This window comes from Parabacteroides massiliensis, assembly GCF_900155425.1.
Classification (GTDB): domain Bacteria; phylum Bacteroidota; class Bacteroidia; order Bacteroidales; family Tannerellaceae; genus Parabacteroides; species Parabacteroides massiliensis.
Genome location: NZ_LT700191.1, coordinates 840,198 through 855,454 on the forward strand (window position 1 = coordinate 840,198; position 15,257 = coordinate 855,454).

Annotated in this window: 12 protein-coding genes; 2 read left to right on the top strand and 10 right to left on the bottom strand. The window is 44.2% G+C overall.

The genetic code is table 11. The features are described from left to right. Positions 1-142: 142 nt before the first annotated feature. The 10 genes from mutL to tig form a co-directional block, all read right to left on the bottom strand. Complete coding sequence (gene mutL, locus BQ9893_RS14555; protein WP_075966672.1) at positions 143-2,008, bottom strand: DNA mismatch repair endonuclease MutL; 1,866 nt, start codon at positions 2,006-2,008, stop codon at positions 143-145. Next, on the bottom strand, positions 2,005-2,316 hold the full coding sequence (locus tag BQ9893_RS14560; RefSeq protein WP_075966673.1) for a hypothetical protein: 312 nt from the start codon (positions 2,314-2,316) through the stop codon (positions 2,005-2,007). The genes mutL and BQ9893_RS14560 overlap by 4 nt, the downstream gene beginning before the upstream one ends. Positions 2,317-2,343: 27 nt before the next feature. Then, complete coding sequence (locus BQ9893_RS14565) at positions 2,344-4,023, bottom strand: OstA-like protein (RefSeq protein ID WP_075966674.1); 1,680 nt, start codon at positions 4,021-4,023, stop codon at positions 2,344-2,346. Further along, positions 4,020-5,384, bottom strand: a complete 1,365-nt coding sequence (locus tag BQ9893_RS14570) for a peptidylprolyl isomerase (protein ID WP_075966675.1) — start codon at positions 5,382-5,384, stop codon at positions 4,020-4,022. Before BQ9893_RS14570 ends, BQ9893_RS14565 begins: the two co-directional genes overlap by 4 nt. 22 nt (positions 5,385-5,406) lie before the next feature. After that, positions 5,407-6,264 carry a hypothetical protein gene (locus BQ9893_RS14575; protein ID WP_075966676.1) on the bottom strand — a complete coding sequence of 286 codons (858 nt, stop codon included), beginning with the start codon at positions 6,262-6,264 and terminating at the stop codon, positions 5,407-5,409. A gap of 15 nt (positions 6,265-6,279) precedes the next feature. Next, positions 6,280-7,878, bottom strand: coding sequence for a peptidylprolyl isomerase (locus BQ9893_RS14580; RefSeq protein ID WP_075966677.1), 1,599 nt, complete (start codon positions 7,876-7,878; stop codon positions 6,280-6,282). A gap of 156 nt (positions 7,879-8,034) precedes the next feature. Continuing rightward, positions 8,035-10,215 carry a DNA helicase RecQ gene (recQ, locus tag BQ9893_RS14585; RefSeq protein WP_075966678.1) on the bottom strand — a complete coding sequence of 727 codons (2,181 nt, stop codon included), beginning with the start codon at positions 10,213-10,215 and terminating at the stop codon, positions 8,035-8,037. Positions 10,216-10,241: 26 nt separating this feature from the next. Beyond that, positions 10,242-11,471: an ATP-dependent Clp protease ATP-binding subunit ClpX gene (gene clpX / locus BQ9893_RS14590; RefSeq protein ID WP_075966679.1), complete on the bottom strand. Its 1,230-nt coding sequence runs from the start codon at positions 11,469-11,471 to the stop codon at positions 10,242-10,244. A gap of 49 nt (positions 11,472-11,520) precedes the next feature. Beyond that, positions 11,521-12,186: an ATP-dependent Clp endopeptidase proteolytic subunit ClpP gene (gene clpP, locus BQ9893_RS14595; RefSeq protein WP_005634693.1), complete on the bottom strand. Its 666-nt coding sequence runs from the start codon at positions 12,184-12,186 to the stop codon at positions 11,521-11,523. A gap of 186 nt (positions 12,187-12,372) precedes the next feature. Further along, positions 12,373-13,728: a trigger factor gene (gene tig, locus BQ9893_RS14600; protein WP_075966680.1), complete on the bottom strand. Its 1,356-nt coding sequence runs from the start codon at positions 13,726-13,728 to the stop codon at positions 12,373-12,375. Between the two features lie 325 nt (positions 13,729-14,053). On the opposite strand from tig, the gene BQ9893_RS14605 reads away from it, so the two are divergent. Both BQ9893_RS14605 and BQ9893_RS14610 read left to right on the top strand, forming a co-directional pair. Beyond that, positions 14,054-14,296: an RNA recognition motif domain-containing protein gene (locus BQ9893_RS14605; protein ID WP_008149986.1), complete on the top strand. Its 243-nt coding sequence runs from the start codon at positions 14,054-14,056 to the stop codon at positions 14,294-14,296. Positions 14,297-14,366: 70 nt separating this feature from the next. Next, positions 14,367-15,257, top strand: a complete 891-nt coding sequence (locus tag BQ9893_RS14610) for a CPBP family intramembrane glutamic endopeptidase (RefSeq protein ID WP_075966681.1) — start codon at positions 14,367-14,369, stop codon at positions 15,255-15,257.

Consider the following 15,257-nt stretch of genomic DNA (forward strand, 5'->3'; position numbering starts at 1 on the left):
ACGCATTTGTTCCCGTACCGCAAGATGCTTCTTTTATCCATTTATAAATAATTAACTGTTATTTTCATAAAAAAGCTCGATAACCGGAACATCCGGCTCTCTTTCATGAAAAATTTTGCAGGCGTAGAACACCTTCAGCCGATTATTTGAAACGTTTCTCCAACTCTTCGTCTGTCAATTTCGAAATAATAGTCTTTCCATCGGGAGTCAGGTTTGATTCCTGGCAGGAAAAAAGAGAAGCGAGCAAGTTGTCCATTTCTTCACCGGACAGGATCTTTCCCGGACGGATAGCAGCCGCTTTAGCCAGAGAAAGCGCCAGAGAGTCACAGATTTCCTCATGCACTTCACAACCGGTCTCGATCGCACGATCCACCATATTCCGAATCAAAGACACCGGATCAAGATTCTCCACACCGGCAGGAAGGCCGTTAATAGCATAACTGTTATTTCCCAGGTTCGTCAGATCAAAACCAATAAACTGCATATCTTCGAGCAAGACCGGCAAGACAGCCGCTTCGCCTGCTGTAAACTCGACAATCTCCGGGAAAAGAACTTGCTGGGAGGCACCCTGCCGTTGTCTAATGTTTGCGACATACTGATCGAACAGGATACGGACATGAGCACGGTGCTGGTCGATCAAGGCCAAACCCGACTTCAAAGAGGTAATGATATATTTTCCTTTATATTGATAACAAGGGGTGGATACATTATTGAATAAACTATCCGACGTTTCCCGAACAGCCACTTCATCGGCATCGACGACCGGTTCGGAAATATCCGAAGCCAAGAAAGTTTCGGTCAATTCCGGATTCTGCCGTACAGCAGCCCTGTCTTCCTCAAAATCATTATAAAGTTTGGACCAGTCGAACTCTGGTTTCTTATAAGAAGAGGTTTCAAAAGGATTATACCCGGAGTCTACCTGTACGCGGGGAGCCTTATAAGGTGTTGCTTCTTTCACAGGATTATACACCGGGATATCAATAGCGCCTTCTACATCGAAATCGATCGTCGGGATCGCACTGGACTTGGCCAATGCTTCACGGGTCGCAGCCATCAGTATCTGCCAGATCGGCTGTTCGTTTTCAAACTTAATCTCCGTCTTGGTCGGATGAATATTGACATCTATCGTTGCCGGGTCAAGCGTGAAGTAGATAAAATAGTTCGGTTGTTCGCCTGCCGGAATCAGTTGTTCGTAAGCCTGCATGACTGCTTTGTGAAAATACGGATGCTTCATGAACCGTCCGTTCACAAAGAAATACTGTAAAGCGCCCCTCTTTTTTGCCGAATCGGGTCGCCCCACAAAGCCGGAAATTGTTACCAGCGAACTGTGCGCATCCACAGAAAGCAGTTTCTGGTTCAGCGTCTTCCCATATACATTAATAATACGTTGTCTCAAACCTGACTCAGGTAAGTTGAATATCTCCGTATCATTATGATAAAGAGACAAAGCTACTTGCGGATTGACCAAGGCAATCCGTTCGAACTCATTGATGATATTCCGAAACTCCGTCTCATTCGACTTCAGGAACTTCCGACGAGCCGGGACATTGAAGAATAGATTCTTGACTGAAAAAATACTTCCTTCGGTACACGCATCCGGTTCAATGCTCTCCAATTCGGAACCCGAAAAAACAAGATGCGTTCCCAATTCGGTATCTTTCAGGCGAGTACGAAGCTCAACTTGCGAAACCGCAACTATCGAAGCAAGCGCCTCACCGCGGAATCCCATCGTATGGAGGGAAAAAAGATCGTCGGCTGTCGAAATTTTCGAAGTTGCATGCCGTTCGAAAGCCATCCGGGCATCTGTCTCGGACATACCCTTCCCGTCATCGATCACCTGGACCAATGTACGACCGGCATCCTTTATATTCACCTGAATATGCCCGGCACCGGCATCCACCGCGTTTTCCACCAATTCTTTTACGACAGAAGCAGGACGCTGGATAACCTCGCCTGCCGCTATCTGATTGGCGATACTGTCAGGAAGTAAATGAATTATATCGCTCATTGCATAAACAAAAACCAAAACAAAGCAGCCAATACTGCAGCTGCAACCAGTAGTCTCACATTTTTATAAGTACGACTTCGGCGGTCATCACCTTTATCGCGGCTTTTCTTCAAATGCGAAGTCCCTTCTATAAAGCTACCTTTGATCTCTGCTTTATAATCTTCTGCGCTTAACTGGTCGTCCATGCCAATCTCACGTTTTACCTTACGGATGCGATCTTCCATAGCCTCTTTATGAGGATCCCAGTAAATCGGCTTGTGAGTATACTGGCGAGGTTTCCGCACATTATAAAATGAGAATAATGCCATAGTCTTTTATTGTTTGAAAATTCTTTGCTAATGTACAAATTTATTGCTTCTCTTGGGTGATTCCGTTGCTTTTCTTTTCACCACCTCGTAAATATCATCCTTATTCTTCGGGCGTAGATAATCGAACCAATAAAAATCTTTCAGCATCTTTTGATCGGGCTTCAGGTCCGGGATCGGGGTCATACTGCCAACCGGACTCGGCCAGATTTTCAGTTTATCCAGTTTATTGTCTTTCACCCAAATAGTCAGGAATCCACTTTTAGTCTCATTCATTCCGACCTTAGCCCCATCGCTTTCCAACGGATAAAAAATGGATTCGGCATTTCCCGCCACATCAATCTGACGAACAGCCTGCCCCACAAAATAGGCTTTCAGGTCGTTCCCCTTCAACTGGTTATAGTAACTCGAATCGACATGCTGCGCCGCAAAAGCGAACTGGATCACATGGGCATACTCGATTGTGCTGTCATTCATATAAATGGCGATCGTATCACCATACAGTTGATATTGTTCGTTCCAGAGAACCGGCTCCGTGTACATATATAATACGGAATCACGCGTATTGAATTGCATGGAATCACATACGCCCTGCACATCGGTCCGGTAGAAGCGCACGCCGTAATAGGCCTTGATCTCCCGATAAGTGGAATCGATCGTCACCATCTGCAATGTATCGGCATGCAAGAACAAGGTATCACCTTTCGAATACTCAAGAAAACAAGCGCTGTCAGTAGCAAAAGCATATCCGGTCTGTTCATTATAATAACCATATTCGCCTTGCAACGTCACATGCTGAGCCGTATCGATCAGGCTCATATTCCCATAGACCTCTCCCATACCTGTATCCCGATTGTAGAAAATAGAATCGCCGACCAGTATCTTCTCGCCCGATTCAACCTGCGACCGGTCCAGCAAGAGGGAGGTGTTGTTCTCCGTATCATACCATCCTTTTGAAGTATGGATCGTACCGCTGTCTGAAACAATGACAGACGGCCCCAGGATGGTTGCAATCTTGGATTCCGTATCATAATGCAAGGTATCGGAATACAACGTGAAGTCGGGATTCTCAAGTTGCACGCTGTCATTAAACACCGCCAACTTCGTTTCCGGAGAATATTGTCCATAAAAAGAGGAAAGTTGATTCAGGGAATCCACGATCAACCCTCCTTCAAAATAGTATCCGATATTCGGAATGCGTTCATAATTGAGACTATCCGTAAAGAGCGTCACTTGACCGTTCTCCATCCTGACATTCTCACGCAGATAGGCAACCTGCGTATTTCCATCATAAAAAAGATAATCCCCATAAACAAACAGGGTGTCTCCCTGCTCCATCCGGACATTGCTGAACGCTTCGAGTGAATTGGTCTGTTCGAAAAAGTAGGCGCTGTCGCAATACATATATGAACTGTCATGCCGGAAACAAACATCGCCGTTCAGTATTTGCGCATCCGGTTTTACCGCCTTATCGAAAGACAAAGTATTGGTATGGATCAAGTATACCTTCGTCTTTTTGACTGGGACAGTATCCGTCGCAACCTGCAAGCTATCGGCAGCTACCAGGCTGTCCACCGGAGCAAGCGTCACGTCTTGCGCGGTAATGATAGTCGTATCTGCACGCACAATACTATCTTGGGCCTGTGCAAAAGCACAGACCGCCAACAAAAAAAACAGACCAGTGAAAATAAATCTATTTACAGTCCTCATTCTTTAACCCAGCCGGGATACTGGAAGTCACAATTACGCCAGCCGTCACTGATACGCACATATGTGCTTTTCTGCTTCTTAATGATCCAGTCATGCAGCAGTTCTTCACGTTTTCGGGATTCGACGATCGACTTCAAGGCCTGATAGTCATCCGATATGTTTGCCTTATGCTGGTCCACTCTGGCTTTCAGTTTTACAATAGCGACCACTTCTTTCTGCTTGTCATTGATCATGGTGAAAGGTTTGGAGATATCCCCCACCTGCATCGTATAAACCATCTTACCGATTTCTTGCGGCAGTTCGGCCATCTCGAATTTCGGAGTACTATGGTTGTCACTTTCAAAGTTCTGGTTCACCATCAAACCTTTGTTATTCCTCGTGTCCTTGTCGGCAGAGATAAAAGTTGCCGCGTCTTCAAATGTGAATTTCTTAGCTGTCAAGTCATTATACAACGAATCCATACGCGTCATACATTCGTTCAACTCCTTGTCCGAAACTTTCGGCTTCAGCAGGATATGGCGACAGTTGATACGGTCACCGCGCTTTTCGATCAACTGGATAATATGATATCCATATTCGGTCTGCACAATCTGGGAAATTCTTTTCGGATCTTTCAGATTGAAAGCGACATTGGCGAATTCAGGCAACAAACTTGTCTTACCCAAAAATCCCAGTTCACCGCCCCTTTTGGCTGATTCCGGATCTTCCGAATACAGACGGGCCAATGTTGAGAACTCATATTTTCCGCTGTTGATATCATCGGTAAACTGGCGAAGACGCGCCTTGATGGCATCCGTCTCTTCAAACGGGATCTTCGGTTCCATTGTGATGATCTGCACCTCGACTGTTGTCGGGATATTTGGCAGACTATCTTTGGACAGCTGGTTGTAATACTTACGGACTTCAGAGGGCGTCAGTTTGATCTCACCGATCAGCTGGCGCTTCATCTGTTCCACGGTCTGTTGCTCCATGATCATTTCCTTACGCTCGTCTTTCAACTGGGAAATCTTTTTACCGAAATATTCCTCCAACTTTTCTTTAGAGCCCATCTGATTGATTGCGTAATTGATCCAACGGTCTGTTTCCTGGATCACCTGGCTTTCGCCCACTTCCACACTATCGATTTTCGCCTGGTTCAAGAATAGCTTCTGAACGGCCATCTGTTCGGGGAGCACGCAATAAGGGTCACCGTCGAAACGTTGCCCCTCGTTTTGCAGATATAAACGCTGGCTCTCGATGTCCGAACGCAAAATCGCATCATCTCCTACCACCCACACAATTTCATCGATCACATTATCTTGGGCATAAACCACACAAGATAAACAGGCAAGAATGAATACAGTTAAAATCTTTTTCATCATGTACTTTTCTATAAGCTACCAATCACGGTTCCGTATAAAATTTGACATCCCCGCTCCTGACTGCGTCATTATATAATTCTTCTTCAAATTTCCTCAAAAATTCCACCTTACGCAGATTCGTCAGCATCTCCACGATCTGTGCACTGGCATAATCATAGGGTGCCACACTTCCCACAGGCAGATATTCCTTAATATTCAGCAGATAGCAATATGTACTATCCGAAACTTCGACAAACTTGTTTGCCTTCAGGAAGTCATTCGCATTCGACACATGCACCGGAATATTATCCATCACCTGGTCAAAATCCACCCATTTGTCGTAAAAGTAGTCATAAATACTGGCATTCTGCACACTATACTTCTCAATTTTTTCTAAAGAAGCCTCAGATGTCGATCTATACCATCCTTTTACATCAGAAAGTCCGGGAGCATCCACCGGTATCTTCAGGAAGAGCCCTTTCACTAAAGCCTTGTCCAATACAAACTTTTTTTGGTTCTCTTCGTAATAACTCAGCTTGTCGCTTTCCTGGAATTCGGAAGAAAGTCTTTCTTTTATCAATTGTTCCTGATACCGATAGCGAATCAGCGAATGGCGGTACTCCTCCACCAACTTATCCACTTCTGCCTTATCTTCCCCCTCCAAATTACGCAGAGCCACATCGTAGACCAACGCATCTTTCACCCACTTCTTTTCCAAACTTCCGGCGAGCAACATGCTGTCGGCTGAGGATAATCCGCGCGGGATCTGCTGTTTTATTTCCGAACGTCCGAGAGTCCGGTCCTTCACTTTTACCAACACATCCGCATCATCCACAGGCAGCGTTCTCTTACAAGAACACAGCAAAGATACAAATGCTATAAAAATGAAGCAACACCTCATATAACTTTCTCTTTATTATTTCTTTGTCATTTTACTTACTTTTTTCACCAGCTTCCAGTTTATCGTCACTGGATATTTTCGGTTCAACTGTTCGATCCATTCAGCTTCCGCCTTGGCCTGCTGGTCCATCGGTTTGTTCCAGACTTCCTTGTTGCTGATATCGAACAGCAGGATACCATCCCGATATTCTTTCATAAGGAGGTCGAATTCCGGATGTTTTACTGTCAGATTTTTCCGTTCGGCAGTAGTCACGATGTCACGAATAAAAAGATCGTAAACTTCCTGCATAAAATCTCCCGCATAAGATTTCGTGGAGAACGGGCAGCGCTGTATATAATAAGCGAACTCACTCTGGGAAAAATCCGTATCATTCAGATGAAACAAGGTCTTGTCCATCTCTTTTGCCTTCTCGTAAAAAGCAGGATCGGACGGGAAATACTCGTTGCACAAAGCTTGCAGTTCAGCATACGCTTCGGGATAGAAACGATAGCCATACTCTTTCTTCATCCGTTCGTCGAACGCACCGTAATATTCGAAGTTCCGTTCTCCCTGTGCCATCTGACGGGACCAACTTTTCTTTTTGTCTTCGAAAGATGGAAGGCCTTTCTTTTCAATCAACTTTATGATATGATAGCCGAAACGAGTTTTCACCGGCCGGGACAATTCTCCCGGAGTGTTCAACGCGAAAGCTGCCTCTTCAAACGGTTCCACCATTTCGCCGACACCAAAAGCAGGCAGCTCTCCACCTCGCTTAGCCGAACCGGTATCGGATGAATATTCTTTTGCCAACCCGGCAAAGTCAGCTCCATTCCTTGCTTCCCTATAAACTTCTTCAGCACGGGCCAATGTCTCGGCTTCTCCAAACTTCAGCGAATCTTTCTCAAACGGGATCAAGATATGCGCCACACGCACCAGCCCCGGATTCGGTTTCCGGCTGTGTATTTTTATGATATGGAAGCCCATAGTCGTCCGAACGGGCTGGGATACAGAACCAACGGGCATCGAATAAGCAACATTTTCAAAGGCCTTAACCGTCTGCATCGGCAACAGGCAATGTACATATTCGTAGCCTACATTTTCCTTGTCAGCCTCTTTCAGTTCCTTACCGACAGTGGCAAAATCTTCTCCTGCCTGAATGCGGTCATAGACCTCGATCGCCTTCTGGTACACGAGAACCGTATCTCCCGACAGCGTATGTTGTGGCAAGCGAAACAAAATATGGCTCAGTTCCAACACTTCACCATACCGGTCATATACGGCACGAACAGCCGCCTCTTCCCCATCCTTATCCGACAGATAACTTGAAGTCAACTGAGCCCGATAGCTATCCAACTCATCTTTGAATGCTTTCGTCTTGTCCAGCCCCAAATCTTCCGCTTCCGCCACTTTCAATTTGAAGTTCTTAAACAACTCCACATAGGCATTCACGGATTTACGGTCGGACAGATTAACTTCGCTATTCTTTTGTGCAATAAATATAAATTCATCCAACGGGATCTGCTTCCCGGCAACCGTCATCACCACGGAATCGGCCGAAACCTGTGCATTTCCTGTCATACAAGTGAATAGCAAAGATAATACAAGCAACTTCTTCATTAATCCTTCTTTTACCATACCACGATATCGTTTACAAAAATAACACTAATCTAACGGAGATGCAGCCTAAAAAGTACATAGCCCCGTTAAATTAGTGTTTTTTATCAAATATAATAAAGAAAGAGGGTTCGTATTTGCATTGACAAAGCCTCTATCTTTGTTCCATCCTGAAATTTAATTTGCCATCTCCGACAGGAACTTAATGCGGACAAGGCGGATCTCTTCTTCCGTATAGTCACCGCCCAATTCCTCGATGGCATCTTCCAGATCGTCTGTTTCCGAGTCTTTGAAGTATTCATAAATGTCGTCGATATGATCTTCGTCCATCACGTCGTTCAGGAAGTAGTCGATATTAATGCGGGTTCCGGAATAAACAATCGCTTCTATTTCATCGAGCAGTTCGTTAAATTCCAATCCGTTCGTCATGGCGATCTCATCTAACGCGACCTTACGGTCTATACGCTGGATAATCGAAACCTTCAGTTTGGATTTGTTGGCAACCGTACGAACACGAAGATCTTCGGGACGTTCAATCTCGTTTTCTTCCACATGCCTCTTAATCAGTTCGACAAATTCCTTGCCATATCTTTTTACCTTACCGGCTCCGACACCCGGAATATTTTGCAATTCCTCCAATGTCACCGGATAGGTAGTAGCCATCGCCTCCAGGGATGGGTCTTGAAAAATAACGAAAGGAGGTACTTCCAGACGCTTGGACAACTTCTTGCGTAAATCTTTCATCATCGAATAGAGGACCGGATCGACGGCACAGGTTGCTCCACCACGCACAGGAACATCTTCTTCCTCTTCGTCAAATTCGTTATCTTCGGTAATCTTGAAAGAGACAGGCTTCTTTATAAACTCTTTCCCTTTATCCGTAATCTTCAGCAGGCCGTAATTCTCGATATCCTTAGTCAGATATCCGGCAATCAGAGCCTGACGGATAACGGCATTCCATGTCTTTTCTTCTTCATCCGAACCGGAGCCGAAAACTTCCAGTTCATTGTGCTTGTAAGATTGTATTTCGGAGGTTTCGTTGCCAACCAACATATTGACAATATATTCAGCCTTGAACTTTTCTTTTAACGTACCTATTACTTCGAGTACGGCGCTTAATAATTCCTTTGCTTCCACTTTCTTTTTTGGGTTCAAACAATTATCACAATTTCCACAATTTTCTTCCAGGTATTCTTCACCGAAATAGTGCAACAAGACTTTCCGCCGGCATACGGAAGTTTCAGCATAAGCGGCAGTTTCCAGAAGCAGCTGCTTCCCTATCTCCTGCTCAGCCACAGGTTTCCCTTGCATGAATTTTTCCAACTTCTGCAAGTCTTTATAGGCATAAAAAGCGATGCACTGGCCCTCACCGCCATCACGGCCGGCTCGTCCGGTTTCCTGATAATATCCTTCGAGGCTTTTGGGAATATCATAATGGATGACATACCGCACGTCAGGCTTGTCGATCCCCATGCCAAAAGCAATGGTAGCAACAATCACGTCCGCTTTTTCCATCAGGAATGCATCTTGATTGCTCGAACGCTGCTGCGAATCCATGCCGGCATGATAAGGGAGTGCCTTGATCCCGTTTGCTTTCAGGATATCGGCAAATTCTTCCACTTTCTTACGGCTCAAGCAATAGATAATACCGGATTTTCCCTCGTTGGACTTAATATATTTAATAATCTCGCGGTCGATATTCGCCGTTTTCGGACGAATTTCATAATACAAATTAGGACGATTGAAGGAGGATTTAAAGACAGAGGCATCGATCATCCCCAGGTTTTTCTGGATATCGTGTTGTACCTTCGGAGTGGCTGTCGCTGTCAAGGCTATCAACGGGCGTTTACCGATTTCATTTATGATCGGGCGAATACGACGGTATTCCGGGCGGAAATCATGTCCCCATTCGGAAATACAATGTGCTTCGTCTACGGCATAAAACGAAATATTGATTTGTCGCAAGAACTCCACATTTTCATCTTTGGTCAGCGACTCTGGTGCCACATAGAGCAACTTCGTCCGACCGCTGCGGATATCATCCTTCACCTGATCGATAGCCGATTTGTTCAAGGAAGAATTAATAAAATGGGCAACTCCGTCCTCTTCACTGAAATTGCGCATGGCATCCACCTGGTTCTTCATCAGGGCTATCAAGGGAGAAATCACAATGGCCGTTCCCTGCATCATAAGAGAAGGCAGTTGATAACACAAAGATTTTCCTCCTCCTGTCGGCATCAATACAAAAGTATCATTTCCTGCCAACACATTTTCAATGATTGCTCTTTGATTTCCCTTAAAGGTATCAAAACCAAAATGCTTCTTGAGCTCCTCTGTTAAATTATCCTTCTTCGCCATACTATTCATATTTTAAAAACCGCCGATCAGGCCATCTGCAGGCGGTTTACGTCCGATTTTTCAAACTTTTCCTTTGCATACTCCAGTGTGACATGGAGTTTCTTTTCATTTGCGGACGGCATGCTGTACATGGCATCCATCATCACAGCCTCCACAATGGAACGTAAGCCGCGTGCTCCCAACTTGAATTCAAGAGCCTTATCGACAATGAATTCGAACACGTCTTCGTCAAATGTCAGTTCAATTTCATCCATCGCAAACAATTTGACGTATTGCTTGATGATCGAGTTCTTCGGTTCCGTCAGGATATTACGAAGCGTGCTCCTATCCAACGGATTCAAATAAGTCAGGATAGGCAAACGTCCGATGATCTCCGGAATCAGGCCAAACGATTTCAGGTCAGTTGGCGTAATGTATTTCAGCAGATTGTTACGATCCACCTGTGCCGTGCTTTCGTTTGCAGCGTATCCTACTACACGGGTATTCAGACGCTGGGCGATTTTCTTCTCTATTCCGTCGAAAGCGCCACCACATACAAACAGGATATTCTTCGTATCCACGGCAATCATTTTTTGCTCCGGATGCTTGCGCCCACCCTGAGGAGGCACGTTCACGATAGAACCTTCCAGAAGTTTCAGCAAACCCTGCTGCACGCCTTCACCGCTGACATCACGGGTAATGGAAGGGTTATCGCTCTTACGGGCAATCTTATCTATTTCATCAATAAACACGATACCGCGCTGTGCCGCCTCGACATCATAATCGGCAGCCTGCAACAGACGGGTCAAAATGCTTTCTATATCCTCTCCCACATAACCGGCTTCTGTCAGAACCGTCGCGTCCACGATAGCGAACGGGACATGAAGCAATTTGGCGATCGTACGGGCAAGCAGCGTTTTACCTGTCCCCGTAGCGCCCACCATAATAATATTCGATTTCTCGATTTCGACATCATCCGATGTCACTTTCTGGATCAAACGTTTGTAATGATTATACACTGCAACCGACAGATAACGTTTCGCGTCGTCCTGCCCTATCACATATTGGTCCAGAAAAGCCTTAATATCCTCCGGCTTCGGCAGGTCTTTCCGGTTTAACCCGAAAGAACTCCCCTTGCCACGCATTTGTTCTTTTACTATTTCGTACGCTTGCTGTGCACATTCATCGCAAATAGCGCCGGAGATCCCGTTAATCAACATATTAACGTCCCGGCTACTGCGCCCGCAAAACGTACAGCTATCGCCTGTTTTGGCCATTCCGTATTTGTTTTTAAAGGGGCTTTTGACACAGCCCCCTACATTAATATTATTTGTTACGAACCAGAACTTTGTCGATCATACCGTAAGCCAAAGCCTCCTCAGCCGTCATCCAGTAATCACGGTCACTATCATGTTCCACCTTTTCATAAGGCTGACCGGAATGAGTCGATATGATTGTATAGAGTTCCTTCTTTACTTTCAGGATTTCACGAGCTGTGATCTCAATGTCTGAAGCCTGTCCTTGCGCACCTCCTAACGGTTGGTGGATCATCACACGGGAATGAGGCAACGCCATACGTTTCCCTTTCGTTCCGGCAACCAACAACACCGCAGCAAAAGAAGCAGCCATGCCTGTGCAGATGGTCGACACGTCGCTACTGATAAACTGCATTGTGTCATAAATGCCATATCCTGCATAAACAGAACCGCCCGGCGAATTGATATAAATCGAAATATCCTTGCCTGGATCGCTTGAATCCAGATACAACAACTGCGCCTGGATTACATTTGCCGTATAATCGTCTACTTGTGTACCCAAAAAAATGATACGGTCCATCATCAACCGTGAAAAAACGTCCATCTGAGCAACGTTCAATTGGCGCTCTTCGATAATCGTCGGAGATATGTAACTGCTGGTTATATTCATATAACTGTCCAGCGCGTTACTGTTCATTCCTAAATGTTTCGTTGCATACTTTCTGAAATCTTCCATAATCTATAGTCTTATTGTGTTACCGAAAAGTCATAAAAAAAGGGATTCCCCTCTTACTTATCGGAATAACAAAGTTATAAATAAATTTCTGAAAGAAACAACTTATTTGCTATCCGGTAAGATTTTTTTCGAGAGAAAGCCCTTTTTATATAGAAAAAGCAGCTGTTGCTGCTTTTTCAGGTAGTTTTATTCTTCAAAAAGTTTATTGAACTCGTCAACTGTTACTTTCTTAACATCCAGTTCGACTTGTTCTTTCAACCAGCCTGCCAGTTTTTCTTCAACCGCACGGTCGATGATATTCTGCAGTGTCTGTTTGTTTTTCAAAATATCTTTAGCATAGTTGGCCAAAACATCTTCCGGAACGGAAAGCATTCCGTACTGAGCAAACTGGGCTTTAGCTACACGTTTGGCGAAGTTTTCGATATCGGCATCTTCCACCTTCAATCCGTTTTCTTTCACCAGATTTTCTTTGATCAACTGATATTTCAAATCTTCTACGATCTGCGGATACTCTTCGTCGATCTTTTCTTTCGTGTTCTTTTCATTTGCAACCAGCAACCAACGCTTCAACAGATCTTCGGCAAATGCCAGTTCTCCGGCTTTCTGAACCAACAGATCGCGGGCATCGACCAAGAATTTGAAGTCGCTCTGCGGAGTGAACTGTTCAGCCAAAGCTTCGCGGATATTGTTCTTAAATTCCTCTTCGCTGGTAACAACGCCTTCTCCGAATACTTTGTCGAACAATTCTTGGTTCAGTTCAGCATTCTTATGACGGGTCACTTCCGTGATTTCGAAGCTGAAATCACCTGTGATACCGGCAACAGCTTCTTTATCCACTTTCAGGAAAGAGGCGATTTCTGCTTCTGCGCCTTCGTAGGCCTTATTCGGATTGAATACGATCACAGAGTTCTTCTTTGCACCGATGAATTTAGCTTTTTCAGCTTCATCCTTTATGTACATCGGCATCAAAACTGCTTCTTCAACAACAATACCGCCTTCTTTCGGAGAACCGTTTTCCAATTCGGCAACCGTACCTTTCACCAAGTCTTTTTCTTCAACATCTTCAACCTGATCGTATGTTCCGAAGTTAGCCTGATAAGCCTCAACCTGTTTACCGATCATTTCATCGTCGATATCTACCTGGTAATAAGGAATTTTATCATTCTTAGACAGTTCGATCTTGATTTCCGGAGCCAAAGCCACATCAAAACAAAATTCGAAGTCTTCCTGAGTATCGAAGTTGATTTCTTTCTGTTCAGTTTCGTTAGGCATCGGTTCGCCTAAAATGTTCAGTTTGTTTTCACGAATATAGTTGTACAAGTTTTCAGAAACCAATTTATTGATTTCTTCAACCAATACATGCTTACCATACATTTTCTTTACCATACCCATCGGGACCATTCCTTTACGAAACCCCGGTACTTCTGCTTTCTGACGGAAACTGCGAAGGCTCTTTTCAACCTTGTCTGCATAGTCAGCTTTCACTATTTCCAATTTCACAATGCCTTTTGTAGCATCAATGTTTTTAAGCGAAACGTTCATTCTGAATGATTTATTTAATTAATAGTCTTGTTCGAATTTTAGGGTGCAAAATTAGACTTATTCTTTTAATCTCGCAAATTGTTTGCTTAAATTGTTATAACCGAGATGAATTTAAGAGCAATATTATTTTTTTCAAACTAAAATATTGTTTATCTAAAATAAATGTATTCCTTTGTGACGTGAAAGGGCATTAACCTTGAACGTACCTAACATTGTTTTTTATTTCTTCATTTACTCGTTACTTGTCGAATATCTCTCACTGTTACGAAATTCCGGTTTACAACTTTCATCAAGTAACAATTTTATTTCTTTAATTTCTATTTTTATGAACATTTATGTTGGTAACCTGAACTATCGTGTTCGGGAAGATGATTTGAAACAAGTAATGGAAGAATACGGTACAGTTGAATCCGTAAAGATCATTAAAGACCGTGAAACGGGCAAATCAAAAGGTTTTGGTTTTGTTGAAATGCCGGACGATGAAGCTGCAAAGAAAGCAATCGCCGAGCTGAACGAAGCCGAATACGAAGGTCGTCAGATGGTAGTAAAAGAGGCTCGTCCTAAATAATTACTTTTCTGAAAAAAAAACAAGAAACTTCTGCTTATCTTTGAGCAGAAGTTTTTTTATGCTTAAAAATATGTTCTTAAAAGGTATATACGCCGGCAAACCGGCCATCTTTCAATTGATTCTCCTGCTTCTCCTGATTCTGGCAGGCGCAGTCTTTTCATCCCTGTTTGCAATGGGATTATTCTATCTGAGTTATGGTTTGCATGCTGATATTACGCAGTATCCGGACATGATGCGTTTGTTGCAACTCATTTCAGCCATCGGGACATTCCTCTTTCCGGCACTGGCTCTTGCGTGGTTGTGCAGCAGTAATCCGAAAGAATATCTGTCGATCGGGAAAATGCCGAAAGGACACATTTTGCTTCTCACCTTTCTTTGCGTGTTTTTACTCACCCCTTCCATCAGCCTGACCGGATTGCTGAACAAACAGATGGAGCTGCCTTCTTTTATGGAACCGATAGAAAGCTGGATGCGGTCACAAGAGGAAACGGCCGAACAACTGACACTGAAATTGCTGGCCGGAGGAGGGATCATAACCTTGTTTTTCAACCTGATCGTTATCGCGGTGGCTGCCGGTGTCACGGAAGAATTCCTTTTCAGGGGTGCTTTGCAACGGATAATCGGGAATTGGACGCACAACCATCATATCATCATCTGGAGTGCAGCCATCATCTTCAGCGCTTTCCACATGCAGTTTTTCGGCTTCCTGCCACGTATGCTGTTAGGGGCTTATTTCGGATATTTACTTTATTGGACCCGGAATATCTGGATACCGGTATTTGCCCACTTCGTCAATAACGCATTTGCCGTTATCGCCTTGTCGGATACCCAATTAAAAGACAACGAATTTATTACCGGAGATATCTCCACACAGAATCTGTTGCCTTACACTATCGTGGCGATCGTTGCGCTGTTCTTCTTTGTCTGTTGCTGCAAGAAATTGAAAACTAATAATTATTAG

Bases quoted from the DNA above. Each gene is read 5' to 3' on its own strand.
- BQ9893_RS14605 (WP_008149986.1), top strand. From the start codon at position 14,054: ATGAACATTTATGTTGGTAACCTGAACTATCGTGTTCGGGAAGATGAT.
- clpX (WP_075966679.1), bottom strand. From the start codon at position 11,471: ATGGCCAAAACAGGCGATAGCTGTACGTTTTGCGGGCGCAGTAGCCGG.
- mutL (WP_075966672.1), bottom strand. From the start codon at position 2,008: ATGAGCGATATAATTCATTTACTTCCTGACAGTATCGCCAATCAGATA.
- recQ (WP_075966678.1), bottom strand. From the start codon at position 10,215: ATGGCGAAGAAGGATAATTTAACAGAGGAGCTCAAGAAGCATTTTGGT.
- clpP (WP_005634693.1), bottom strand. From the start codon at position 12,186: ATGGAAGATTTCAGAAAGTATGCAACGAAACATTTAGGAATGAACAGT.
- BQ9893_RS14580 (WP_075966677.1), bottom strand. From the start codon at position 7,878: ATGGTAAAAGAAGGATTAATGAAGAAGTTGCTTGTATTATCTTTGCTA.
- BQ9893_RS14575 (WP_075966676.1), bottom strand. From the start codon at position 6,264: ATGAGGTGTTGCTTCATTTTTATAGCATTTGTATCTTTGCTGTGTTCT.
- tig (WP_075966680.1), bottom strand. From the start codon at position 13,728: ATGAACGTTTCGCTTAAAAACATTGATGCTACAAAAGGCATTGTGAAA.
- BQ9893_RS14560 (WP_075966673.1), bottom strand. From the start codon at position 2,316: ATGGCATTATTCTCATTTTATAATGTGCGGAAACCTCGCCAGTATACT.
- BQ9893_RS14565 (WP_075966674.1), bottom strand. From the start codon at position 4,023: ATGAGGACTGTAAATAGATTTATTTTCACTGGTCTGTTTTTTTTGTTG.
- BQ9893_RS14610 (WP_075966681.1), top strand. From the start codon at position 14,367: ATGTTCTTAAAAGGTATATACGCCGGCAAACCGGCCATCTTTCAATTG.
- BQ9893_RS14570 (WP_075966675.1), bottom strand. From the start codon at position 5,384: ATGATGAAAAAGATTTTAACTGTATTCATTCTTGCCTGTTTATCTTGT.